At 38.6% G+C, this 23,614-nt stretch carries 23 protein-coding genes and 3 pseudogenes; 11 read left to right on the plus strand and 15 right to left on the minus strand.

The genetic code is table 11. The features are described 5' to 3' along the window. Positions 1 to 211 precede the first annotated feature (211 nt). Positions 212 to 415: a hypothetical protein gene (locus QFZ31_RS05685; RefSeq protein ID WP_307301608.1), complete on the plus strand. Its 204-nt coding sequence runs from the start codon at positions 212 to 214 to the stop codon at positions 413 to 415. Positions 416 to 828: 413 nt separating this feature from the next. Here the strand turns inward: QFZ31_RS05685 and QFZ31_RS05690 are convergent, their stop codons facing one another. The 4 genes from QFZ31_RS05690 to QFZ31_RS05705 form a co-directional block, all read right to left on the minus strand. Then, positions 829 to 1,275, minus strand: coding sequence for a GNAT family N-acetyltransferase (locus QFZ31_RS05690; RefSeq protein ID WP_307301611.1), 447 nt, complete (start codon positions 1,273 to 1,275; stop codon positions 829 to 831). Between the two features lie 109 nt (positions 1,276 to 1,384). Beyond that, positions 1,385 to 2,287, minus strand: coding sequence for an RCC1 domain-containing protein (locus QFZ31_RS05695; RefSeq protein ID WP_307301612.1), 903 nt, complete (start codon positions 2,285 to 2,287; stop codon positions 1,385 to 1,387). A gap of 230 nt (positions 2,288 to 2,517) precedes the next feature. Further along, positions 2,518 to 2,838, minus strand: a complete 321-nt coding sequence (locus tag QFZ31_RS05700) for a ribonuclease E inhibitor RraB (RefSeq protein ID WP_307301614.1) — start codon at positions 2,836 to 2,838, stop codon at positions 2,518 to 2,520. 279 nt (positions 2,839 to 3,117) lie between these two features. Then, entirely contained in the window at positions 3,118 to 4,041 is a 924-nt protein-coding gene (locus QFZ31_RS05705) for a ketopantoate reductase family protein (protein ID WP_307301616.1), read from the minus strand. A gap of 323 nt (positions 4,042 to 4,364) precedes the next feature. On the opposite strand from QFZ31_RS05705, the gene QFZ31_RS05710 reads away from it, so the two are divergent. Both QFZ31_RS05710 and QFZ31_RS05715 read left to right on the plus strand, forming a co-directional pair. Then, complete coding sequence (locus tag QFZ31_RS05710) at positions 4,365 to 5,990, plus strand: PTS sugar transporter (protein ID WP_307301618.1); 1,626 nt, start codon at positions 4,365 to 4,367, stop codon at positions 5,988 to 5,990. A gap of 274 nt (positions 5,991 to 6,264) precedes the next feature. Beyond that, a pseudogene (locus QFZ31_RS05715) lies at positions 6,265 to 6,479 on the plus strand (IS3 family transposase); the annotation flags it as partial. A gap of 64 nt (positions 6,480 to 6,543) precedes the next feature. Here the strand turns inward: QFZ31_RS05715 and QFZ31_RS05720 are convergent. Then, entirely contained in the window at positions 6,544 to 7,758 is a 1,215-nt protein-coding gene (locus tag QFZ31_RS05720) for a metallophosphoesterase family protein (protein ID WP_307301620.1), read from the minus strand. 733 nt (positions 7,759 to 8,491) lie between these two features. After that, the gene (locus tag QFZ31_RS05725; RefSeq protein ID WP_307301622.1) at positions 8,492 to 8,791 is read right to left on the minus strand and encodes a hypothetical protein; all 300 of its coding nucleotides are present in this window, start codon (positions 8,789 to 8,791) and stop codon (positions 8,492 to 8,494) included. A 452-nt stretch (positions 8,792 to 9,243) separates the two neighbouring features. On the opposite strand from QFZ31_RS05725, the gene QFZ31_RS05730 reads away from it, so the two are divergent. The 6 genes from QFZ31_RS05730 (at position 9,244) to QFZ31_RS05755 (ending at position 14,101) form a co-directional block, all read left to right on the plus strand. Beyond that, complete coding sequence (locus QFZ31_RS05730; protein ID WP_307301623.1) at positions 9,244 to 10,227, plus strand: ABC transporter ATP-binding protein; 984 nt, start codon at positions 9,244 to 9,246, stop codon at positions 10,225 to 10,227. Continuing rightward, complete coding sequence (locus QFZ31_RS05735; RefSeq protein WP_307301625.1) at positions 10,224 to 11,069, plus strand: ABC transporter permease; 846 nt, start codon at positions 10,224 to 10,226, stop codon at positions 11,067 to 11,069. The genes QFZ31_RS05730 and QFZ31_RS05735 overlap by 4 nt, the downstream gene beginning before the upstream one ends. Further along, the gene (locus QFZ31_RS05740) at positions 11,066 to 11,854 is read left to right on the plus strand and encodes an ABC transporter permease (protein ID WP_307301626.1); all 789 of its coding nucleotides are present in this window, start codon (positions 11,066 to 11,068) and stop codon (positions 11,852 to 11,854) included. The genes QFZ31_RS05735 and QFZ31_RS05740 overlap by 4 nt, the downstream gene beginning before the upstream one ends. 15 nt (positions 11,855 to 11,869) lie before the next feature. Beyond that, positions 11,870 to 12,919: a spermidine/putrescine ABC transporter substrate-binding protein gene (locus QFZ31_RS05745; RefSeq protein ID WP_307301628.1), complete on the plus strand. Its 1,050-nt coding sequence runs from the start codon at positions 11,870 to 11,872 to the stop codon at positions 12,917 to 12,919. A 146-nt stretch (positions 12,920 to 13,065) separates the two neighbouring features. Beyond that, positions 13,066 to 13,767 carry a gamma-glutamyl-gamma-aminobutyrate hydrolase family protein gene (locus tag QFZ31_RS05750; RefSeq protein ID WP_307301630.1) on the plus strand — a complete coding sequence of 234 codons (702 nt, stop codon included), beginning with the start codon at positions 13,066 to 13,068 and terminating at the stop codon, positions 13,765 to 13,767. Positions 13,768 to 13,789: 22 nt separating this feature from the next. After that, complete coding sequence (locus tag QFZ31_RS05755) at positions 13,790 to 14,101, plus strand: ABC transporter ATP-binding protein (protein ID WP_307301631.1); 312 nt, start codon at positions 13,790 to 13,792, stop codon at positions 14,099 to 14,101. An 84-nt stretch (positions 14,102 to 14,185) separates the two neighbouring features. Here the strand turns inward: QFZ31_RS05755 and QFZ31_RS05760 are convergent, their stop codons facing one another. From QFZ31_RS05760 to QFZ31_RS05770, 3 genes are read right to left on the minus strand one after another with little or no spacing between them, the layout of a single operon-like run. Next, positions 14,186 to 14,950, minus strand: a complete 765-nt coding sequence (locus tag QFZ31_RS05760; protein ID WP_307311401.1) for an isoprenyl transferase — start codon at positions 14,948 to 14,950, stop codon at positions 14,186 to 14,188. Between the two features lie 41 nt (positions 14,951 to 14,991). Further along, complete coding sequence (locus QFZ31_RS05765; RefSeq protein ID WP_307301633.1) at positions 14,992 to 15,204, minus strand: helix-turn-helix domain-containing protein; 213 nt, start codon at positions 15,202 to 15,204, stop codon at positions 14,992 to 14,994. A gap of 10 nt (positions 15,205 to 15,214) precedes the next feature. Continuing rightward, on the minus strand, positions 15,215 to 15,697 hold the full coding sequence (locus QFZ31_RS05770; RefSeq protein WP_307301635.1) for a DUF2975 domain-containing protein: 483 nt from the start codon (positions 15,695 to 15,697) through the stop codon (positions 15,215 to 15,217). Positions 15,698 to 15,931: 234 nt separating this feature from the next. Here QFZ31_RS05770 and QFZ31_RS05775 point away from each other — a divergent pair. Next, positions 15,932 to 16,537, plus strand: a pseudogene (locus tag QFZ31_RS05775) (RCC1 domain-containing protein); the annotation flags it as partial. Here the strand turns inward: QFZ31_RS05775 and QFZ31_RS05780 are convergent. Then, positions 16,507 to 16,779 (minus strand): hypothetical protein, encoded by a 273-nt coding sequence (locus QFZ31_RS05780; RefSeq protein ID WP_307301637.1) that lies wholly within the window; start codon positions 16,777 to 16,779, stop codon positions 16,507 to 16,509. The pseudogene QFZ31_RS05775 and the gene QFZ31_RS05780 overlap by 31 nt on opposite strands. Positions 16,780 to 17,006: 227 nt before the next feature. Between QFZ31_RS05780 and QFZ31_RS05785 the strand changes: the two are divergent. Then, positions 17,007 to 17,701 (plus strand): annotated as a pseudogene (locus QFZ31_RS05785) (IS21 family transposase); the annotation flags it as partial. A 221-nt stretch (positions 17,702 to 17,922) separates the two neighbouring features. On the opposite strand, the gene QFZ31_RS05790 reads toward QFZ31_RS05785, so the two are convergent. The 5 genes from QFZ31_RS05790 to QFZ31_RS05810 form a co-directional block, all read right to left on the minus strand. Then, the gene (locus QFZ31_RS05790; RefSeq protein ID WP_307301638.1) at positions 17,923 to 19,020 is read right to left on the minus strand and encodes a Gfo/Idh/MocA family protein; all 1,098 of its coding nucleotides are present in this window, start codon (positions 19,018 to 19,020) and stop codon (positions 17,923 to 17,925) included. Positions 19,021 to 19,130: 110 nt separating this feature from the next. Beyond that, the gene (locus QFZ31_RS05795; protein ID WP_307301640.1) at positions 19,131 to 20,114 is read right to left on the minus strand and encodes a hydroxyacid dehydrogenase; all 984 of its coding nucleotides are present in this window, start codon (positions 20,112 to 20,114) and stop codon (positions 19,131 to 19,133) included. Positions 20,115 to 20,142: 28 nt separating this feature from the next. Then, positions 20,143 to 20,913 carry a sugar phosphate isomerase/epimerase family protein gene (locus tag QFZ31_RS05800; protein WP_307301642.1) on the minus strand — a complete coding sequence of 257 codons (771 nt, stop codon included), beginning with the start codon at positions 20,911 to 20,913 and terminating at the stop codon, positions 20,143 to 20,145. A gap of 12 nt (positions 20,914 to 20,925) precedes the next feature. Then, positions 20,926 to 21,744: a sugar phosphate isomerase/epimerase family protein gene (locus QFZ31_RS05805; protein ID WP_307301644.1), complete on the minus strand. Its 819-nt coding sequence runs from the start codon at positions 21,742 to 21,744 to the stop codon at positions 20,926 to 20,928. Further along, entirely contained in the window at positions 21,741 to 23,585 is a 1,845-nt protein-coding gene (locus QFZ31_RS05810) for a hypothetical protein (protein ID WP_307301646.1), read from the minus strand. Before QFZ31_RS05810 ends, QFZ31_RS05805 begins: the two co-directional genes overlap by 4 nt. Between the last annotated feature and the right edge of the window lie 29 nt (positions 23,586 to 23,614).

The following is a 23,614-nucleotide window of genomic DNA, read 5'->3' on the forward strand; positions in this document are numbered from 1 at the left end:
TCTGTTCCAGTTTACTCACTTTTCTCTTTACGTCAGCCACCTCTTTGAATAAAGGCTCAACATCTGAGTTAACATCCAACTCCAATGCTGTTGTTAATTTAATGGTTAGTTAACTTTTAACTTGAAAGAATAAAAGGAAAAATTGAATGATATGTTAAAATAGGTATATAGATTGTGAAAGCAATAATTTGAGTTAAATGGGGATTTAATAATGAACCGAACTTGCAATCAATGCCAAGCTGAAATGATAAAAGATTGTAAAGTAAGTGTTGAATATGACGTTTCTGGAATTTCGATTAGCCAGAAGCGTAAAGGACTATTCAATAGTGTTTCTGCAAAGACTAAAGCATCTGTATGTCCAAATTGTGGTTTTGTAGCTCTCTATATTGATGAGTACGAAAAATTTAATAAATAATTACATCTTCAGTAACAGGAATTTTAATAGAATAGGTGTAACAATAAATACGCTCAGAGGTCTATAACTCTGAGCGTATTTATTTGTTATTAGATGTACGATTTCCACTGTGAATTATGGAGTTATTTACTCGACCTGCTGCCATGCTCATAGGCGGAGAATATCCGGCTAATGTATATGGGGAAGCTTAAGAAGCAAATATAAGCGGAGAAATTCCGGTTAACTGCTCTAAGTAAGACAAAATCCAACGATTTCGATCATATAACCGGAAAACCTCCGCTTATTTTTAAGGATTTATACTGATTTTTCGATTTAGCAGGAATTTTTCCGGTTATTTTTAAATACAGTGAAATCAACACTCAGCTATAACAGAGTCAAAAATTAAAGGTTCGCTGTTCCTTATTCGTCTACGATCATTCTGAGACCTTCTTCACTAAAAACGCTGAATTCTCCAACACTGAAAACCCATTTTTTTGATAAAAATGATAAGCTGGAACGGTTTTTTCAGTAGCTAATGTTATATGCTGAACATTTTCAACTCTTAATCTATCGTTTAGTAGAGTAAGAAAAATACTACCTACACCTTGACTTTGAATTTCTCTTGAAATAAAGAATTCCTTAATAAAATATTCTCGACCTTCCCACCAGTTAAAAATATAACCTAATGAACAGCCAATCAGCTTTTCATTTTCATCAAATATAGCGAATGAGAGCGAGTTATGATTTTCTGTTAAGTCTTTCATATATAGGTCTAATTGTTCTTTATTCCACTTATCAAACCAAGGTTCATTTGAAAATACATCTAAAAATAACTTTTTCATTTCTTCGTGATCACTTGTTTTTAAAAAACTAACCTTCATTTAATTGATCCTCCTATGTACTTAAACTAGAATGGTGCCCACCTATAATTATGTAGCTATCTCTTATAGCAAAGCATATTAACTTCAGTGAAACCCTGGGTTGTTGCTGTTAAAAACTAATTTCAGGCAGTTGGATGCATTGCCAAATGCTTACATCGCATTGGCCATATTCATTATCACCCACAGCCATCACCGTGCCATCCGATTTTAGACCGATAGTATGGGCACAACCCGCGGCGATTGCCACAATATCTCGCCAATCATTTACATTACATTGGCCAAACTTATTCCACCCCACCGCCACTACAGTACCGTCCGACTTAAGGCCGATGGTATGATTACTCCCCACCGCGATCTCCACAAGGTCTCGCCATTCACTCACTTCACATTGGTTATGTTTATTCAAGCCAACAGCCATCACCGTTCCGTCCGATTTAAGACCGATGGTATGAAGATAACCAGCCTTAACTGCTACAATAATGCACCAGTCGCTTACATTGCATTGGCGATATCGATTATTCCCAACAGCTGTCACCGTTCCGTCCATTTTAAGACCGATGGTATGCCAATCTCCTGCTGCGACCGCTATAATATCATGCCAGCCGCTTACATTGCATTCGCCATCATTATTTCGTCCCACTGCTACCACCGTTCCATCAGATTTAACTCCAATGGTACGACGCCACCCTGCCGCGACAGCTACAATATCATGCCATTCGTTTACATCGCATTGGTGATCATTATTCCACCCCACCGCCACTACAGTACGGTCAGATTTAAGACCGATGGTATGGGCATTACCCGTGTTTGTCGCCATATGAACATTACCTGCCGCTACCGCCACAATATCATTCCAGCCGCTTACATCACATTGGCCCAATTTATTATCACCCACAGCTGTCACCGTTCCATCGGAGTTAAGCCCAACAGTATGACGACGCCCCCCAGCAATGGTATCTTTTGGCCACACTTTCAGCTTTAACTGCCCTTCTTTTGGTAAAATGTAATCCATTGTTCACCTCTATGAGTATTAAAACCGTAAAAAAACCCTGCTACGCCAATGCAACTAGAGGGCACTTCCATTTATTTTAATTCTAGTTTAAACCTAAGTAATATCTACTTTTATAAATTTTTTTGATAGCCACTCCACATTAGAAAGTAAAAGATAGTCATCCTCTTCAATGACCCAATCAATCCTGCTAAAGTGAAGTAGGAAGCATCTTTTTGATTCCCTCAATCCTGTTAGTCTACAAAAACGCCCCAACCGTCAGAAAAACCACCAAGTGGTTTACTTAAGTCATTTAATTTATTCTGGATTTTAATTAATTCATTATAATTTAATAACATTCTGTTAGAGCAACAACATACCCACTCTTCCGTTTCGTCGTCTTGCTCTAAGAAGCAATTAAATCCTTCTGCCTTTAGTACTTGCGATAATTTTTCACCTGTCGCTTTATTAGGCACAGCAACAAAAAAGTCTATTGATTGTTGTTTTTTTAAATCTAATCCATCTTTATATAGACTATGTAAAGCATTTCCATCAGTATCATTTGGAAATTTCATGAGTTTTTCGTCCATATTCTAGTACTTTCATTGTTATTATTATCATTCACTTATAACTTTCGACTAACCATAAATTTTTATTGTTGTACCCTGTTTTTCCACCAACGTAGACATTAGAGGCTACACTTTGATTCAATTTTTCTACAATCCTCTGCAAATACAGGGTGGTGGCAGACACAAGATTTTAGTTAAGATTGTCGTAAAAGGGGTCATACTTAGAAAGTATGTTCAATTTATTTAAAGATTTAGAAGTTATAGTAACATTATAAACAATTTTTTCTATGGTCTCCCATTTTCATATGGCTTTAAAATCCCATACAAAGTTTCAATGACAGGAACATCCACGTGGTGTTTGCCTGCCAAACGCAGTGCCCCTCCATGTAAATGCTCGACTTCAATCGGAAGCCCTTTTCTTAAATCTTGATGCATGGAGGATGTTGCTTCTTTTTTAAAACCTAGTAATGTCTTCGTTACAGTCTCTACTTCTTGATCAGTCAAGAAAATCCCCTCTTGACCAGCGAGCATGGTCATCTCACGAATTACCCTTTTGGCGACAGCAAAAGTAGCCTTTGTACTTGCAATAAAACCTGATGGCAGCTGCATTGCTGATGTGACCCCAGAAAACGCTGTAATAAATATGTACTTCTTCCACATGCTTTTTAAAATATTTTCTTCCCTTACCAATTTCGTTTTCACTAGAGTACGTAAACCTTCTAGTTGCTCACATATTTCTATTTGCTGCTCATGAAGAATCCCAAATTTAAACGTACTGCTTCCACTTGTATGCTCAACGTGACCTTGTTCATTTAACGTGGCAATAATAGAGGCAAATCCTCCTATCACTCTTTCTTTTCCGATGGCTTGCTGTAGTCTTTCCATATGCTCCATCCCATTCAACAAAGGCAACACAAAGGCACCCGTCTGCTGAACAATAGTTTGAACCTGCGGGATCACTTGGTTAAGATGATACCCTTTGACAGCCAGTATGACTAAGTCAATATTTCTTACATTGTCAGGAGATGTATAGATTGATACCTCTCTGCTTTCAAAGTTACCTTCTGGGCTATATATCTTCAGACCTTCATTTGTTAGTTGAGCTGCCCGTTTTTCTCTGACAAAAAATGAAACATTTTGACCTACTTCTAATAGTCTCCCGCCTAAATATGCACCTATTGCACCGGCACCTAGTACTAAAATATTCATAAACGTAAAATCTCCTCTCTCCGCTTTATTCTCTTACTATTATACTACTATCCGAGTTTATAAGGGGAAACCTGGAAGTATTCTGGGATGTAATTAGGGCATAGAGATGTCAATAATCACCAATGCTGAAGCCACTGCCAACCACTTTTAACTTTGTAACTATTTCTAATGGAAGTCCAACCATAAAGGTTTAAAAGCCTTTAAGTGACATTTTTTTGATTTAGTACTTTAATAAGTTAAAACTTTACTTTATTATTAAACTAAACTATTAAACTTCATAGAAATAGAAAAGGTTGAACTGTCTCAGAAAGGATGAAGATTTTATGAATGAATTATCTACGAAAAAGAAAGTTGCGATTCTCGGCAGCAGCGGCGGAAACCTGTTTTATTTGGGAGGCAAAGAACCTGAAAAACTATTAGAGGAGCTTCTTTTGCAAATCGAAGCTGCTGGAATGGTGTGCGGTACGTTACAGTTCATCGCAGCAAAAGCCTCTATGGACGCCGTTAAGGAACATACTCCGGCTGAACTGTATAGCTGGGATGAAAGCACTCGGAAACCAACTGTCATAGCAAAAGGAACAATTGCGGACGTAAACACTACTGCTTCCCAACTTGATTCTGAGATCGCTGCAAAAATTACCAAAGGTGAAATTGATGCCGTTATTTTCATGAGTGCAGATCCTAATGGAGCCAATAAAAGTGCCGTTGATGCGGCTGCAGCCAAGAACTTGCCAGCAACAGGAACCGGTGGTACCTCGATGGCGGCGATTGCTTCAAAGGGAGTAAATGTAATATCCACTTCAGGTACGACGGGAACAACCAATCGAACACGAGCGGTTACTTTTCTTACATCATTAAGTAAGCATTTTGGTGTTTCATACCGGCCAATCATCGGTAAACCAATAAACAACAATCAACTAGAAAAAACATCTGTTCTGCCGCTTCAACGAATAAATCTACGTGGAATGATGCTGTCGTCTCTTCCTGGTTTTATTGCAATGGCTCTTGTGTTAGCTTTGAGCAAGATTCCAGGATTAACAATGCTTGGAGAAGTATTCGATCTGATGATTAACGCTCTTCCTGTTATTCTAGCCGTCGTAGCAGCGAAACAAGTAGCAGATTTTGATGATGTCTCGATTGTGGCAGGAATTGTGGCTGGTGTTTTATCTGTGAAAGGTGGACTTATCGGTGGGATAATCGGAGGTATTTTAGCCGGACTTTTGGTTCAATACATATTTAGAAAATGTGTCGAGTGGAAGTTCCCCGCAACAACCGTCAATATTGCAGCAGGCGGGATTGCTGGGTTGATTTCTGGATTGGCTGTCTTCTTCCTCATTGCTCCGGTTGCCTTATGGCTAGGTGAAGGGATCCGCTCATTACTGGACCTGCTAGTTTCTACTAATGGAGTACTTGCTGGTCTAATTGCTGGGCTCCTCATTTGGCCGGCGATTATTGGCGGCGTCTATCACGCGGCAATTCTTCCGATTGTTCTGTTAGAAATGGAAAAGACGGGGAACAGCTTTTTAGGTGCGGTTGACATGGCAGGATTGGTAATGGTATCAGCGGGAATTACCCTCGCCAATATTGTTTCACCTCGGGATAAAGGCGAAGCTGCGGTGGCTGCTCCTGGATTTGCCATTAATATGGGCTTTGGTACATTTGTAGAAGCCGCTTATCCGTTTATGTTTTCCAACAAATATATCTTTGCGGGAGCGATTCTTTCATCTGGATTAGGAGGATTACTGGTGGGACTTTTTGATGTACGAGGAACGGCCTATGTTCCATCCTTTATGGCACCACTTTTATCCAATAATATGAGTGGCTTTATCATCGCAATGGCTGGAAGTTTAGTTTGTTCGTTTCTCATTACCTTTTCCATTAATAAAATCAATGTGAAAAAGAGTAAAAATATGGTTGGTAAGCAGCAACCTAATAATATACCAAGTTAATAAATATCAGCTGATCCATTACAAAAGAGTCTATCTGCTAATATGGTACCTATAGATAGGACACTTGAAAAAGAGTGTTTCATCTTTAGGTATTTTTTTTATACTTGAATCTTACGATATGGGGATTAGGGGACGGCTATGAGAAAAAATACATTTTCTGATAAAGAAATAAAAATACTTCAAAAGAATCCAAATGTCCACCGTGTAAGCAGTTTAGTTATTACATATTCGGATGACTTTAAAAATATATTTTTGGATGAATAAACTAGGTTAGTCTATGTCTAGGCGAGGGAACTGTGGGATAATGCCCCGATGGAGTCGTTTTTTGGCTATTTAAACGATGAGGTAGACTATAAATCCTGTAAATCATTAGAAGAACTAAAGGCGAAAATAAATCATTATATGGTTTACTATAACAATTACCGTTATCACTGGAAATTAATAAAGATGATCCCTATCCAATATAGGAATCATCTTTTAGCTGCTTAACTCTTTTTTTCATGTGTCCTTGACATGGGTGCCATTTTACTGTTTCCAGCCGTTTTAAGACAATCTATTTAACTACTTTTTCTTTCTTTTTGCTTTCATCGATTGGCCCTGGAGAAATGCTCTGGTCATTGGCAGTCAGATCGATACCATAGTCTTTTGCAAACACTATATGTGTTTCTACTAATACATCTGCAGTATTTTCATCCAAATTAAAAACCCTTGCACCGCGTAATCTGTTTCGATCTGCACCCGGAAGACCATATGTACCAAACCCGGTATTTCCTGCATAACCAAGCAGGATGCCATAGTAGTTACCCATGTAGTTGTTTACATGATCATGGCCGCAGAAAACCCCTTTGACATCTCCCCTCTCAAGCATAGCTGAGAACATGCCGCTATTGACTGGGCCTGGACATTCCTCTTCATTTCTTTCTCCGACAATATTGTGCTTGTTGACAGCATTAGCGTGGTTTTCGTCCGTTCTCCTATCAACACTCGCAAACCACATATATCGATGTTCCCACAGTGGAATATGAATAAATACAAGAGAAGGAACCTTGTGACCCCATTGTTTCTCTAATTTTTTTGAGGTTTCGTAATACCAGTTTACTTGGTTAAATCGAAGCCAGTCCCAGGTTGGATATCCCTTAAAGTCCTGACCAGCAATCGTATCAGGAGCATATCTTCCACTGTCAAGCAACCAAAGATTAAAAGCAGCGTCCGTACCTTTGGAATTTTTGATAATGAGATTCATATTTCCTGTTCCCGTAATATCCTTTACACTCGGCTTGTTGAAATTGTATTTGTAAGACATGTAAATTTCGAGCATGTCTTCTTCATTAAGACCACTTTTTGGAGTGGAGTCCTCATCATGGTTTCCATATGTAATTGCCCACTTTATCCCTCTCTGTTCCATAGGTTGTGCCACATTATTTATTGCTTGTTTCATCTGATGAGGTGTATCACAGCCACCTGAAATGTTGTCGCCGTTTAGGACAACAAAATCTGGTTTTTCAGTATCAAGAACTTTTTCCATTAACTCGATCGTACGACGGTCAATGTTTTCATCATCTTGGGTATCGTTAAACTGAACAATCTTGAATTTTCCATCCGGCTTGAATTGAAGCTTGATATCCTCATTTGCTGCGGCATGTACCTTATCCGTGAACATATTAGCCGGAATGCCCGCTGACCCTAGTGTTAAGGCCAATGTACTCAACCCGCCGATTTTGATAAAGCGTCGTCTGTCTAATCCCTTTTGCAAATCATAATTAATCATAATTTAATGTCCACATCCCTTTATAGAAATATAATAGCAAAGTAGATCTATAAAAAGAGTAACAGGGAAGTTTTAATTCTGTGTTTATACTATGTAAATTATTAGTGTAAATTTGGTAAAGATTGCATATGTTAAAACATTAAGTAGATTAACCTTTAGAACATCCATTTAAGTCTATAACAAAAAGAGCTCACACGAATGGGCTCTTACACTTAATTTTTTTAAAACTCCAGAAATAACTTCGGATGCCGATGCTGTTTTCAACGATGTTATATTAGGTCGCGGTGTAATGTCTTTGATCTTTACTTGTATTCTTATTTAGTATTACTGAACGCGCTTTATAAAGACAGGATACTATCGATTTCTAGTCTGTATCGCTTTAATGTTTTTGGGGTGGTCTATTAGTTTTTATGTTGCTTTAATCATTAGCATTTCCTTTATTTTATTTATGAATAAAAAGAAAAATGGTCGTTATTTTCTAGGTGGATAGATTACATAAATTTATTGAAATAACCGTCGTTATTTTAACCGGTTCTGTTTTGAGATGGAAAACATCAATTAAATATAAAGTTAGAGTCTGATTTAGAAACGAAATCAGACTCTTTTTGTTGATATTTCAGCTTTTATTTCTAGAATGCCAAAATTTCTCCTCATAAAACAAAACTTATTAGCTCCATTATTAACAACCCCCCGTTATTTAATTTCCCTTCAATCTAGAAGACAAACGACTATTTCATCTTAATCTTTCTTCAATTTTCTTTTTCGGGAAATAACCACCATTTTTATTTGGTTCCTTTTCATTACGATTCATAGAAATCGTCCCTATATTCATATAGCTTACCTCTAAAACCTCCCAGCCCTCATGCTGTACTAATTCATCTGAAAGCTGCCTGTATCTTCTCACAGCCAAATTCTTAGCAGGAACTTTAATAGGTGTTATTTCAAATGTTGCTTTTAAAATGCTATTTACAAAAGAATAGTTAAGTAATTTTTCACCCTCCTCTTTATCATAAAACTCAAGGATCTCTTTCACGATTTCTTCTGTAAGCGGCTGTGCTATTTCTCTTGGCTGACTTTCAATAGAGTCTTTATTTAACTTTTCTTCGAAATCAACATTTAATTTTTGTACAGAGTCTATAGGATCAGCCTGAGAATCAGTTTATGTTATTCCTACATCTTCCTGATTTATTATGGACTGATTCTTTTCAGATTCAGAATTACAAGCAGACAATAAAACGATAAATACCGCCATATTATGGAAAAATTTTTCGATAACGATCCTTTCTGCATCTCATTTTTTTAAAATTGAACATATGATAAAAATTACATTGATATTATGTAAAGTTAGTTAATAAAATACATTCAAATCGAAATAGTCTGCATTTCTGCTATTTGGCATGCACTTTAAAGAGGTTTCACTTAACAAAAAAATTCAAAGTATCGTTGATTATGAAATGATCATTATGTAAGCCGAGGAGTTACCATATGAAGACATTAATTCATTTAAATAACATAGAAAAAAAGTTTGGCAGTCAAAATGTGATTAATCCTCTAGAATTCTCTGTTTATGAAGGAGAGTTTTTGACGATGCTCGGGCCGAGCGGCTGCGGGAAAACGACCCTATTGCGGATGATTGCCGGATTTGAGCCTCCGACGAGTGGAGATATCTATTTACTTCAAAATAACATCACTGATTTGCCGCCTTACAAACGGGATATGAACATGGTTTTTCAACATTATGCACTTTTCCCCCATATGAATGTAGAAAATAACATCCTCTTCGGTTTGCGTATGAAGGGAATTAGCGGTAAAGAACAAAAAATGAGACTAGAAAATGTACTCGAGCTTACTCGACTTACCGATTTACGCCACCACAAGCCCCACCAATTATCGGGAGGACAACAGCAACGGGTAGCCATCGCCAGAGCCATCATCAACAAGCCCAAGGTATTACTGCTGGACGAACCTCTTGGAGCCTTAGATTATCAATTGCGAAAAAGCTTGCAGCTAGAGTTAAAGAGCTTGCAAAAGGAAATCGGCATTACCTTTATTTATGTCACACATGACCAGGAAGAAGCTCTTACCATGTCAGATCGGATTGCCATTTTAAACAATGGGAAGATCGAGCAGGCAGGTACACCGCAAGAAATATACCGCCAACCTAATAATGAATTCATCGCCACATTCATCGGAGAAAATAATATTTTTCACAACGGCATGAGGACATATTGCGTCAGGCCTGAAAATGTGAAAGTGTACCGAAAAGGCACAATACCCTTAGGTAAAGCACCAAACGGAAACATTATCGAGGTGATTTTTTCCGGTAATCATACAAAAGTATATATTTACTTCGAGCAGGACCAGAAAACAGTCGTCGCCTATGATTATCCAGATACCCCGACGGACTGGAAAACGGGAGATGCAGTCGATTTAGACTGGAATGACGGGGCTGAGGTGAGATTAGATTGAAAAATAAAGGAAAAATACTATCTGCTTCTCCTCTACTTTGGTTAATTCTCTTTTTTCTTCTGCCTTTGTTAATCATCGTTGTTTATTCCTTTTTACAAAGAGGAGTATATGGAGAGCTTGTCTATCAATTTACCCTATCTAACTATGTGAGACTCGGAGAATCTGTTTATCTGCAAATTTTATTGAATACATTAAGCGTTTCAATCCTGACGACATTGCTAACTTTAATCATTGCCTATCCCTTAGCCTACTATATTTCCACGCTCTCACAGTCGAAACAGCAGATTTGGCTTTTACTCGTCATGCTGCCCTTTTGGATCAACTTTTTGATTCGATCGTTTGCCTGGATCATCATTTTGCGTTCACAAGGAATTCTAAATTCCTTATTCATCCATTTGGGGTGGATTGACCAACCGCTTTCCTTGCTTTACAACGACGGAGCCGTACTGCTCGGAATGGTTTATTCGCTGCTGCCATTTATGGTGCTGCCTCTCTACATTGCTTTTGAAAAATTAGAACGCTCACACCTGGAGGCTGCTTCCGATTTAGGAGCGAATTCCTTCAAGGTATTCTTGCATATAATTGTTCCTTTAACCTCAAAAGGCATCATCATCGGCTCTGTACTCGTATTTGTGTCTTCCATTGGCATGTTTGTGGTACCTGATGTTATGGGAGGAGCCAAATCCATGCTGCTTGGAAATTTGATTCAAAATCAATTCTTGTCTGCAAGAGATTGGCCGTTCGGCTCAGCTGCATCGATATTATTATTACTCTTTTCACTTGTCCTGATGCTGCTTTATTACTATGCAGCAGCCAGAGGCAAAGGTGGTGCTAAACCATGAAAAAGCCGCATACACTCTTTCTGTCTGGTTTCTCATATCTCATCTTGGTGTTTTTATACCTGCCGCTATTAGTTCTATTTATCTATTCTTTTAATTCTTCAAGAATTAACGCCGTCTGGTCAGGCTGGACATTGGAATGGTATCTTTCACTCTTTCAAAATAGACAAATTATCGATGCCTTTTTCAACAGTTTAATCATTGCCTTAGGAACATCCATTTTTGCTGTCATGTTTGGATGCTTGCTGGCACTTGCCTTTTACCGGTACTCGTACCGCTATCACAAAAGCTGGATGACGTTAATTCATCTTCCGATTGTTCTCCCTGATATTATCATGGGGCTTTCGCTCTTGCTCCTTTTTAACTATTTATCGATTCCAACTGGCAAACTGACAATCCTTATTGCTCACATCACGTTCAGTATTCCTTTTGTGTATGTCCTGGTTTCTTCGAGGCTGCAGGAAATGGACCGGGATTTGGAGGATGCTGCCCAGGATCTAGGAGCTACACCATGGCAATCATTTTTCCACATTAGCTTACCTTTACTCTATCCAAGCATTTTTTCCAGTTTACTGCTCGTCTTTTCGCTTTCATTGGATGACTTTGTGATCAGTTTTTTCGTATCAGGACCTGGCTCTACCACTTTACCTGTTTATATTTATGGCATGGTCAAAAGAGGAATCACTCCTGAGGTAAATGCATTGGCATCTTTACTGATGATCATTACTGTTATTCTCTCACTTATCGCTTTAAAAATAGGAAAAGTCAGAGGGCAGAAAATTTTTTGAAAAGGAGTGATCAGGGTGAAACGAGGAAAAAGGTTTTACTGGTATCTGTTTTTGCTTGGTGCTACGATCATCCTTCTATCCGGGTGCGGGAAGGAAGAAAAAGTCCTCAATATTTACAGCTGGGCTGATAACTTTGACCCAGAGGTGATTAAAGACTTTGAGGGAAAATTTGATGTCAAAGTGAACTATGATGTATATTCCAGTAACGAAGAAATGCTGGCAAAGCTGCAAACGGGCAGTAGTCAATACGATTTAATTCAGCCCTCTGATTATATGGTGGACACCATGATTAAACTGAATCTACTGGAAGAACTAAATAAAGATAATATCCCAAACTTAAAAAACGTTGTCTCCAACTTTCAAACACCTCCGTTTGATCCCGGAAGTGCACACTCGATTGTTTACACCTGGGGCGTTACGGGAATTGCCTATAATAAAAAGTATGTGACGGATGAGATTGATAGCTGGGATGATTTATGGAATAACGAATACAAAGACCGTCTCGTCCTGCTGAATGATTCCCGCGAGGTGTACGGAATGGCGCTCAAGAAAAACGGATTCTCTAACAGTACGACGAACCTTGATGAACTAAACACTGCACATAATGATTTGAAAGAGCTACTTTCAAACCTGCTCGCCTTTGATACAGATACCATCAAACAGAAATTCATTGCCGAGGAAGCCTGGATAGGTACCGTTTGGTCCGGCGACGCTGCCTTTATCTACGAGGACAATCCAGATATCGAATTTGTCGTTCCGAAAGAAGGGGCAACGATTTGGGCCGATACCATGGCGATCCCAAAAGGAGCACAACACAAAGACCTGGCTGAGAAATTTATTAATTATCTGCTTGAACCTGAAGTGAGCGTCAAAAACTATGAGTCTATTGGCTACAGTAACCCGAATGAAAAAGCCTACCCTCTTCACAGTGAGGAATATCGTTCCAATAAAATGATTTTCCTTGAGCAAGAGGATTTGGATCGGACGGAGTGGTTAATTGATGTTGGGGAAAGATTAAAGGATTATGATCGGCTTTGGACGGAATTGAAGAGTGGAATTGATTAGGGCTTATATGAGGTATATGAATCCATAAAAGCTCAAGTCTATAAAAAGAAAAAGGAAGTTGATAAACTTAAACTACAAAAAGTACTAAGCACCTTCCGTTTATATTTTATTAGATTATGATTATATTGCTGGAAGGAATGAGATAGATGAAACCAATCATTGGTGTTACCGCTCCTATTATTCAAGGGAAAATTACACTCAATCAAGATAATATCAATTCCATTCTTATGTCCGGAGGAATTCCCTATATACTCCCATATACCAAGGACCAATCAACCATTGAATCGGTAATTGGGCATATTGATGGGCTATTATTAAGTGGCGGAGTGGATATTGATCCTACCCTTTTTGGTGAAGAACCAATTCCTGGTCTTGGGGAGATTATGCCTGAAAGAGATGAATTGGAAACACTACTTATTCAAAATGCCCTAAAGGTAAACCTGCCAATCTTAGCCATTTGCCGTGGGATACAAATGCTCAATGTTGCAGCCGGTGGGAATATGTTCCAAGATATTTACAGTCAAAAGAGTGATCTTTTACAGCACTCCCAAAGAGCACCTCAAACACATTTGTCCCATTTTGTCACAACCAAAGAAGAGTCACTACTTCGAACCATTACGGGACTGGATAAATTTAAAGTGAACAGTTTCCACCATCAAGCGGTTAAAGACCCTGCTCCTGGCTTTATAATTAGTGATATATCTAGTGATAGTGTGGTGGAGGCGATTGAAAGTATTGAGCACAAATTTGTACTTGGCGTTCAATGGCACCCTGAATTTCTTACCCCTTTTGATCAAGTTTCAAACAGGATATTTACATCTTTTATTAAAGCCTCAAAAGTCTTATAAAATTTATAAGAAAAAAAGAAATTTGCTATATACACTAAAAGTAATAATCGTTGAGGCAAAACTAAAAGAGCATGCAGCTACATTAGAAAATAACCAAACAGAACAATTATCCCGTGGGAGAGGCACTAGCCTTGAAGAAGATTACAATCTATCAGCAAAGCAGATTGAGTATGCGCTATCGTTGATTGAAAAAGTAAAAGATGAATATGAACTGGCAATCGAACCATCCCTTTTAACGATTAAAGACCTTAATAGATTGATTGCTTACAATCGGTATAAGAATAAAGGGACACTTGTTAATCTAATGAAAAAGGGTGTTCTAGCTAGAAAATAGAAAAATTCCTTGGTTGCGATAACCAAGGAATTTTTCTATTCTAGTCTTCTGACCGTGCAGGGCATTTTCCCTTAGTGTAAAGACTTATAGCCCCCCATACCGTCTCTTTCGTTGTCCGTACTCCTCAAGAGCCTGGATAAATTCCTTCTCGGAGAAATCTGGCCAAAGGACATCGGTAAACCAGAACTCGGTGTAGGCCAATTGCCAGGGCAAGTAATTACTCAATCGTTTCTCGCCGCCAGTTCGAATGAGCAAGTCAGGGTCTGGCAAACCATCTGTATACAGGTATTTTGAAAACGTCTGTTCATCCACTTCATCCATCGATAATTTCGCATCGTTTATATCTGCGAATAGTTCTTTCATGGCACCCAGAATCTCTTGCCTACCTCCATAGTTGAGCGCAAAATTCAGCTGAAGACCGTTATTGTCCCGAGTACGGTCTACTGCATACTGGACGGCATTTCGTGTATGGGCCGGAAGATGCTCTATATCGCCAATGGTCTCAATGCGTACATCATTCGCCATAAGATCAGGCAAATATATATGTAGAAACTCCTTTGGAAGTTTCAAGATGGTGTCGACCTCGGGCTTTGGACGTTTCCAGTTTTCCGTGGAAAATGTATAAAGAGTCAGAGCCTTTACCTTGTATTTAACTGCTGACTTGACGATCTTTACGACGGTAGATATGCCTTCTTTATGGCCAGCCATTCTGGGCATGCCTCGCTTTTGCGCCCAGCGTCCATTTCCGTCCATAATCATAGCAATATGAGCCGGTATATTTTCTCCTGAAATATTGATGGTTTCTTCCGGAAGTTTAGTACTAGTAAAAAAGGGTATTCTCATTATCATTCCTCCTCCGAAACTTGTTTTTCTCTCTTTCCATTCAAAAATCACAAATCGTCACTTCTGTATTCTAAAATATCCCCTGGTTGACAATCCAAAGCCTTACATATAGCTTCTAATGTTGAAAATCTAATCGCCTTCGCCTTTCCATTTTTCAAGATGGAAAGATTGGCCATTGTAATGCCAACCTTCTCTGATAGTTCCGTAACACTCATTTTCCTTTTTGCCAGCATTACATCAATATTTATTATTATCGGCATTCTTTTCACCTCAGACCGTTAAATCATTTTCAGATTTTATATGAATGGCTTCTTGTAAGAGTCTTTGGAGAACGGCAGCAAAGACGGAGATCACCATAGATGCAAAAATAATTACCATTCCGATTACAATTACACCTGGGGCATCGTCTACCTCCCCTACTATATAGAAGAGCGGCATACCTGCCACAAACAGAATACTGATGGTAGCAGCACAATTTTTGATTTTCTTCAAAGCCTTTACCGAAATTTCCGAGAAAGCTTTGTTCTTGTCAATATAGCTTAAAAGTGTAAAAGATTGATACAGCGCAAAGTAAAAAGGGATCGCCGAAACGTACATAATCGTTAAAATGCCATAAAGGACATAAGCCATCTCTTCACTACCTTCACCTGCACCCTTAATGATTAAAGGTAAAACATATATACACAAAGCAAGAATGGGAATTCCTATAAGAATAAGAGCTATCTTTAAAAAGATGGTTGATCCTCGTTTCATCAAAAGCACCTCATTTATTTAGTGTCAATTTGAAATTTACCACATTATTTATTGTTAATCAATAAAATTTTATTTATATTTACGCTATATTTATTGTTAAACAGGCGAATTTATAAGTTGGGCATGATTAATAGAATTTGTTAGGAACGATTATCATAACCCTACATTTGACGAGCAACATTAAAGTTCCTTATACTTTATAGCAGTGTTGCTACTATTTCAGGGAGGTAAAACATGGGCGACAATTCTCCGAAAGATGTGGCGTTAAATGTGAAACGGTGGCAAAAAGAAAGCATTGCGGCGGGTCCCCGTCATACCATTGGGTTGAGATCTGACGGTACGGTGACGGCTGTGGGTGATAATAAATATGGCCAATGTGATGTTAGCGGATGGCGAAATATGGTGGCGGTCGCAGCTGGCAATGTTCATATGGCAACGAATACGGGAAATGCTCATACCGTCGGACTTAGATCGGACGGCACCGTGGCGGCCGTAGGTTGGAATAAGCAAAACCCATGCAATGTAAGCGACTGGCGCGATATTGTCGCGATTGCTGCAGGGTGGCGTCGTACCGTTGGGGTTAAATCGGATGGCACCGTAGTGGCTGTGGGTCGAAATCATGAAGGACAATGCAATGTAGGCGAATGGCGTGATATAGCGGCGATTGCGGCGGGTGACTGGCATACTGTCGGGCTTAGATCGGAAGGGACCGTGTTGGCTACAGGTAATAATCGGTATGGTCAATGCAATGTAAGCGGATGGCATGACATGATGGCGATTGCGGCGGGTTACCTTCATACCGTCGGACTTCAATCAGATGGCACCGTGGTAGCTACCGGTTCGTGATTTGTAGTATCCCAATTAGGAACAAGTTTTTTTCCTATTTTATTGAAAAGGAGAAATAATAAAACAAAAATAATTAATAAAATAACAAAAGATATTAGTTCCCCTATCTGTCCGTACCCATTTTTTAATATAATAGGCTGAAAAATAAAATTTTGAATCAACCATACTATCCCTGCAGATAGACCACCAACCAAAAAAAACTCAAGTCTATATCTTCCTGTTCTAACCTTTTTCATTTTTTATCCCCTTTTCTATGTATTACAATCCCAATTAGTATTTTATACCATATTATACAATATTGTTAAATATTTTTTGATATGGTGTTATAAAGAGTATTTTGAATGTATACAAAAAAATATAGTTTAGTTGTTTAGAAATGCTAATTTAAATATGTATAATCATGCTTGAATAAAAGATGTACAAAATTGATCGCTCAATTCATACTAATCGTGGGGTGATTAGTATGTACATAACACTAAATGTTGAAACTAATTTTGAGATTACTAGTCTTTCAGACTTACCAAAATTCTAACAACTAATGGAGCATTTAAAAGTGAAAATCAATAAGAGTAAATTAGCAGAGGAACTAGGTGTTGATCGTAGATCGATTGACAAATATTTAAATGGTTTTATGCCAAAACGTAAGAGAGAGAAACCTTCCAAAATTGATGAGTATTATGAGACAATCCACAGCACTTCTCTCCGAGGACTCTATGCAAGTGTTCTAGTACCGGAGGGTACTATGGCAATATTTAAAAGATAACCATGGCCTAGATTGTTCGGATTCTTCCTTTCGTGCCTATATTGCACGTACACCAGAATTTAAAGCTTACTTTGAGGAGGAAAAACGGATTAGGGGACCGTTCGTTATGAAACACCCCCAGCCACACAAGCCCAACTAGACTGGAAAGAAAGTATTATTTTTGAAACAAAAGACGGGGAACAAGTAGAGGTGAATGTGGCGGTACTCCTTCTCTCCTATTCGCGATTCCGTGCATTTCATTTGAGTGTTTCAAAATCGCAGCGCGTCCTCCTATCATTCTTAACAGAGGCATTTGAAGCATTTGGCGGAGTCCTATGGAAATCGTAACTGATAATATGAAAACCGTAATGGATGAAGCACGAACAAAGTATTCTGCCGGTGTCAGAAAACGCAAAAGGAACAACAGAGTAAATACTAGAATGGTGTAAAAAATTCCTAAAAAGGCCGCCTAAATCAGTAGGAGGTTATTAACTTTTTATGCAAAATCCTTCCCAAATTCATTAGTTACACAATATTAATTCCATTTAACAAACTCTAAATAATAGAAATTGTGAAAAACAATAAAGTGCCAAGGACTTCCAAAATACCTGAATCCATGGCACTTTCTTACATTTTTCTAATTAACCGATAGCCTTTCAGCAGTCTCAATTTTAATTGCTTTTTCTTGTGCTTCAATACATAACGAGGCAGCCTTAAAAGCATGTTCTTGTGTCATGGCATTTTCTGTTCCATTCAAGCAATCTAAGATAAATTCGCCAAAGAATGGACAGCCAACCTTTCCTGAAAGCTGATATTGTTTTTCACCTTGATGATTAACCAAATATAAATGGTCTCCTTGATTTTCCCTGGCAATATCAATGTACTTTCTTATCTCAATGTATCCATCTGTTCCTAGAATAAATACACGACCGTCCCCCCATGTACCAAGTCCATCTGGTGTGAACCAATCCACACGGAAGAAAAACGTCGCTCCATTGTCGGCAACAAGTGTGGCATCCCCGTAATCCTCAAATTTTGGATATTTTTTGAAGTTGTAATTCGCTACTTTACTGTGCAAAACTTTTGCATCTTTTGCACCCGTATAATGTAGAAATTGTTCAACCTGATGACTTCCGATGTCACACAAAATACCACCATAATACTTTGGATCAAAGAACCAATCTGGTCTGCTATCAGGATTTGCACGGTGCGGACCCATTCCAGTAACTTGAATCACTGTGCCAATGGCTCCTTCTTCAATTAATTGTCCAGCAAAGACCGCACTCTCTACATGCAGACGTTCGCTATAATAAATTCCCCATTTCAACCCAGTTTCTGCTGTTTTCTTCTTTGCTTTTTCTATTTGATTCAAGTTTGTAAACCCTGGCTTATCAACGAAAAAATGTTTACCTGCTTCAAGGACTCTTAATCCTAGATCACAACGGTCTACAGGAATATTTGCTGCAGCAATTAGCTTGATGGAAGGATTTTTTAAGATCTCCTCTTCTGATGCAGCAGGGATTACATTCGGATAAGTACTGCAAAATTTTTCAAGCTTAATTGGATCATGATCATACACTGCAACAAGTTCGCCGCCAGCTTCTATTAATCCGTTACACATTCCATAGATATGACCATGATCTAATCCAATGGCTGCAAAAGGGAATTCTCCTTTCTCTACAACATGTTTTACCGGTCCTTTTGGTGCGTAGTTCATTCCATCTTGTTTATCCATCCTAAAAACTCCATTCATTAAATGACTTGATTGTTCTTTAGCTTTTTTACAAATCTATAAGTCAGGATCACATCGCAATTCCTGTACACAACTATTTTAGTAATCTATTTCTATGCCATTATGATAGATTCTTCTTTCGTTATATTCCATTTCAATGGTTCACCCCGTAAATAACGACCAAGCTCTTGTGCCATGTAGTTACCCAGTCTTTGACATTCAGCTGACAACGACCCAGCGATATGCGGAGTCAATATGACATTTTCCAAACTGTATAATGGTGAGTTCTTTACGGGCGGTTCTGGGTGTGTTACATCTAGTATCGCATAAAGATCTTGACGCTGCTGCAGTATTTCAATCATCTCCTGCTCCCGTATAACAGCACCTCTAGATGTATTGATAAGTGTACCATTATGTTTCATGGAAGAAATATGGTCACCGGTAATGAAGCCTTCCGTTTCTTTAATCCAAGGTGTATGCAAGGAAACGACATCTGCTCTTCGAAACACATCCTCTAATGAACACATTTCAACATTTAGAGCTTTGGCTTCCATTTCGGAAACAAAAGGATCATATGCGATGACTCTACAATCAAACTGCTTTAACATTTCAGCGACTTTCCGGCCAATCATTCCTAGGGACACAAGCCCAACAGTCGATCCATAAGCTCCTGGAACCTTTTCTCTAGCTGGAAAAGCAGCTTTCTTATTTACTTGATGGAAAAAGTACCAGCCCCGTTTCAATGAAAAGAGAATTTGAGATAACGTAAATTCCACAACAGGTAGCGCATTTGCTTCATACGCACTTGTTATGACGATGTTTTTGTCCCAAAACTCATCTGTTACAATGGTCTTAATCGATCCTGCACCATAAAAAACCGCTTTCAAATTTGGAGCTAAGTCTAGAAAAGATTGATCCATGACCGGACAACCCCATCCAGTCAAAATAATATCCGCATCAGACAAAATGGAAGGATTCTCTTTGATGGATCCTTTTGTTTGTGGTTCTGCATAGATGTGTACATGTTTGTTAATTTCTTTATATGCACTTCCGTAAATAAGATCAAATTTATCTAGTAAGTAAATCCCTCGAAGCATGCTTTCCCTTCTTTCCTATAAGAGACTACTATGCAATCCGAAACTGCTCTTTTAAATAAAGGAGTGATTGTTTAACCTCTGTATCAAAGTCATTCCACTTACATTCGATTGAAATTCGGCCATTATAACTAGATTGCTGCACCAAGTTGACAAAGTCCGAATACGGGTAACTTCCTGTACCAGGTGAGAGTCTGCCAGAGTCTGCAACATGGATGTGTTTAATAAAATCTTTATGTTCGTAAATATGAGTTAGAGGCTCAGAATCCTCATCCATATGATAAAAATCTGCCAAGGCCTTAATCGATTTACGGTTTACTTTTTCAGCAAATTTGACTGCTTCTGGAACACTGTTTATTATATTTGATTCCTTTCGGTTAAGAGGCTCAATGACAATGGTCAAATCGAGTGGATCCGCCACGTCAGCTGCCAGATGCAAAAACTGGATAATTTGTTCTTCACCTTTCACCCTTGAAAAACCATCTGGCAATGATCTAGCTCCCCCGCTTCCAAACACAATGGTGTCAGCACCTATTCGTTTTACTCGTTCTAAGGCAGATTCCAAATAATTTTTAATCCGATCGGCATAAACCTGTTCGCCTACAATTTTTAAATCTCCGGGAAGTAGAATATTACAGGCTTCAACCGGAATGGGCGATTCTTCATACGTTCTTAGGATGGATTTAAACTCCGCTTCGCTTGCTTCAGGCTTTAATGAAACAACTGTACATTCAATAAAATCATAACCTGCTTGATAGAGAATGGATGCTTTCTCTATACCTGCACAACAACCTAGTTTCATATAAATCCCACCCTATTTTAGAATTTCTTTCATAAAAGAACTATATTGTTTAAACGCAATTTCTGGTTCTTCTATCTCCGGACACCATTTTTTTTCCCATTCTAATGTGCAATAGCCTTCGTATCCATTATTTTTTAAAAGAGTGTATATTTCTTTTAAGGGGACATCACCCTCCCCAAGAAGACAAAGCTGGTACCCTCTTTGTGTACCTTCCTTTACATAGGAATCCTTCCAGTGTGTATATTTAACCCAGTCTCCAAGTGTCTCCCAAGTGAAGGCAGGTTCTTCTCCTATCGTTCGATAAGGATGATGCACATCCCATAGGACATGAAAATGTGAAGAGTGAATTCTATTAAATATTTCTTTCATATATTCGCTGCTGGTCCAATCATCATGTGTTTCAAAAAGGAGATGAACGTCGTACTCTTCCGCAATTTTGAGATATTCTAAGACGTTTCGTTCTACAATTGAAAATGCTTCTTCTCTGCTTGTATCCCCAATAGAGCCGCCAAATACCCGAATGTATGGTGTGTGAAATTCTTGACATAGCGCAGCATAGTTCATTAATTCTTCTCGATAATTTTCAAATTCTTCACTTGAGTTTGTAAACAGCCTTACCGAGCTTGAAAAACAGGGAACTTCTAAAGATGTTTCTTGAAATCTGCGAACAGTCTCACGTACGTTACTTGAAAACTCTGGAAATTTAAATAGATCCAATTCACCTAGGTACCCTCGGAAATCAACTCCATCATAGCCGTTTTCCACTGCATTTGAGATGATTTTATCTAAATCCCAATTGGGACAACCTAATGTCGTAAAAGCTAATTTCATCCTTTAACTCCTTCCCCCCATTTACTGATTCCCATCATATCTAGTAAAGTATTCTCCTCAATGTATTCCTCATCTTGATAGAGATGAACCAAATAGTGTGTAAAAGCTTGCTTTGTATGATAGGATGCACTTGTCAGGAATCCATTACGGTATCGCACAACCTGCGGTCCCATTTTTATGGTAGTAAAAGGCTTATCATCAAGGACTTTAATACAAACCTTATTTCCTTTGTAATCAACGTCAATCCTGTTTTCTGTACAGCTAATTTTCGTGCTGGTTTCGCCATCAGATAAAAACAGAGGAAATTCCTGTACCACACTTTCTATCTCACCTATAACAGAATCTTGCACAAGAAGGATTTCTGGTGTAACTGTGAGGGTTTGCTCAATCAGAAAAGCCCCATTCATTGTTCCTCTAAAAATAAGTTTCACCTCGACCTTTTTTGTGTCACAGGATATTACAGAGACTTTCAGATTAGGAGATTCTTTTGATGTCATCTCCGTTAATCGTGTCATCACATTGTTTACATTGATCCAAGCTGGAGCAAATGAGAGAGCTCTATTACTTGTTAATGGAGTCCCATCTGATGGACCAATGGTCGGCCAGACGTTTTTTCGCTGGATCCGGACAATTCCTGTAGGAGTGTAGTTTTTATCCCCTTTTGTCTGATACTCAATGTAATGCCCGCCTGCATTCATAATCAATTTGTGAAAATAAGGTTCCATCCAAAGATAGAATCCCCCTGTTTCGGCTGGACATGGAAGTTCTCCTATTTCATCGTCAGCCTGTTCGAATGCCAGCGCTAAAAAATAAGCTGCAAGCAAATTGTATTGAGAATGATAGGTGTAGGTTTCGTAACCTGTACGAGTCATTGGGTCTGTATAATTTCTGACCACATTCAGCTCGCCTGTCGGTCTCTTCCATCTTTTGATTGATTCAAGCGATAAACGTGCTCCCCGTTTAAAGGCCGCTGCCATTCTATAATCTCCACGATTGGCATATTCATTTGCTGCCACTTCAAACTGAAAAGCTTGCTGGGCTTCATTCCACTGATGCTGGGAGCTTCGGCCACCCGTCGGCATTTCTCCTGTTGGACTTTGCATAAACAAAGAGGTTAGATCTCCACGCTTACAGCATTCTACCAATCTCTCTTTGTGACTGCCGTCATACCCTCCAAGCAACATTAATCGAAAATAGTTTCGTGTAAACATGGCATATGCCATTGGACCATTTGGATCTACATAAAGACCATATTCAGTTAAAAGCTCCATTTGGGGAGCTAATTCCCGATCAATGTCTTCTAAATTCATAGGATTGCCAAGCCCCTGAGCTCCCCGCAAGTATTCTCCGGCAAATGCCACCACTTTCCAATTGTTAATGGTTTTTCGATATAAACTTGCAGGATTCATTCTAGAAAATAACATTTCCCATTGTTTGGCTTTTCTTTCAGAAACATAAGGTTTCAGTTTCATATAAGCAAAAGTAACCATGGCGGTATAAAAATTACTATGATCGTCTGCACAATTCTCTTCCACCATTTGTTTAAGCGAAGAATCTAACGCTTTACAAGCACTTACTAACATCCAATTTTCCTTTCGCTGCATATATAAGAGTGCTGTGGCAGCAGCAAAAGCTGGGGTAGAATATTGTGTCTCACGATGCACACAGGGATCGATAATTCGACCTTCATCATCCATACAGGTATAAAAATAATGGACAAGAGGTTCAATGATGTCTAGATATAAGCTTTTTTTGTACTGTGAATCACGTATTTGTGATTCATCAAATTGTTCAACATACTTCGATACTGCACGTTCAAGCGGAAATGGTTTTTCTAACAAGGCTTTTCTCCTCTCAAATCGTAAGAAGC

It is taken from the genome of Neobacillus niacini (genome assembly GCF_030817595.1).
In the GTDB taxonomy this organism is placed as follows: Bacteria; Bacillota; Bacilli; order Bacillales; family Cytobacillaceae; genus Neobacillus; species Neobacillus niacini_G.

What these genes read in the sequence shown, in the direction of transcription:
- QFZ31_RS05685 (WP_307301608.1), top strand. Translation starts at nt 212, where the DNA reads ATGAACCGAACTTGCAATCAATGCCAAGCTGAAATGATAAAAGATTGT.
- QFZ31_RS05690 (WP_307301611.1), bottom strand. Translation starts at nt 1,275, where the DNA reads ATGAAGGTTAGTTTTTTAAAAACAAGTGATCACGAAGAAATGAAAAAG.
- QFZ31_RS05695 (WP_307301612.1), bottom strand. Translation starts at nt 2,287, where the DNA reads ATGGATTACATTTTACCAAAAGAAGGGCAGTTAAAGCTGAAAGTGTGG.
- QFZ31_RS05700 (WP_307301614.1), bottom strand. Translation starts at nt 2,838, where the DNA reads ATGAAATTTCCAAATGATACTGATGGAAATGCTTTACATAGTCTATAT.
- QFZ31_RS05705 (WP_307301616.1), bottom strand. Translation starts at nt 4,041, where the DNA reads ATGAATATTTTAGTACTAGGTGCCGGTGCAATAGGTGCATATTTAGGC.
- QFZ31_RS05710 (WP_307301618.1), top strand. Translation starts at nt 4,365, where the DNA reads ATGAATGAATTATCTACGAAAAAGAAAGTTGCGATTCTCGGCAGCAGC.
- QFZ31_RS05720 (WP_307301620.1), bottom strand. Translation starts at nt 7,758, where the DNA reads ATGATTAATTATGATTTGCAAAAGGGATTAGACAGACGACGCTTTATC.
- QFZ31_RS05730 (WP_307301623.1), top strand. Translation starts at nt 9,244, where the DNA reads ATGAAGACATTAATTCATTTAAATAACATAGAAAAAAAGTTTGGCAGT.
- QFZ31_RS05740 (WP_307301626.1), top strand. Translation starts at nt 11,066, where the DNA reads ATGAAAAAGCCGCATACACTCTTTCTGTCTGGTTTCTCATATCTCATC.
- QFZ31_RS05750 (WP_307301630.1), top strand. Translation starts at nt 13,066, where the DNA reads ATGAAACCAATCATTGGTGTTACCGCTCCTATTATTCAAGGGAAAATT.
- QFZ31_RS05760 (WP_307311401.1), bottom strand. Translation starts at nt 14,950, where the DNA reads ATGATAATGAGAATACCCTTTTTTACTAGTACTAAACTTCCGGAAGAA.
- QFZ31_RS05765 (WP_307301633.1), bottom strand. Translation starts at nt 15,204, where the DNA reads ATGCCGATAATAATAAATATTGATGTAATGCTGGCAAAAAGGAAAATG.
- QFZ31_RS05770 (WP_307301635.1), bottom strand. Translation starts at nt 15,697, where the DNA reads ATGAAACGAGGATCAACCATCTTTTTAAAGATAGCTCTTATTCTTATA.
- QFZ31_RS05780 (WP_307301637.1), bottom strand. Translation starts at nt 16,779, where the DNA reads ATGAAAAAGGTTAGAACAGGAAGATATAGACTTGAGTTTTTTTTGGTT.
- QFZ31_RS05790 (WP_307301638.1), bottom strand. Translation starts at nt 19,020, where the DNA reads ATGGATAAACAAGATGGAATGAACTACGCACCAAAAGGACCGGTAAAA.
- QFZ31_RS05795 (WP_307301640.1), bottom strand. Translation starts at nt 20,114, where the DNA reads ATGCTTCGAGGGATTTACTTACTAGATAAATTTGATCTTATTTACGGA.
- QFZ31_RS05800 (WP_307301642.1), bottom strand. Translation starts at nt 20,913, where the DNA reads ATGAAACTAGGTTGTTGTGCAGGTATAGAGAAAGCATCCATTCTCTAT.
- QFZ31_RS05805 (WP_307301644.1), bottom strand. Translation starts at nt 21,744, where the DNA reads ATGAAATTAGCTTTTACGACATTAGGTTGTCCCAATTGGGATTTAGAT.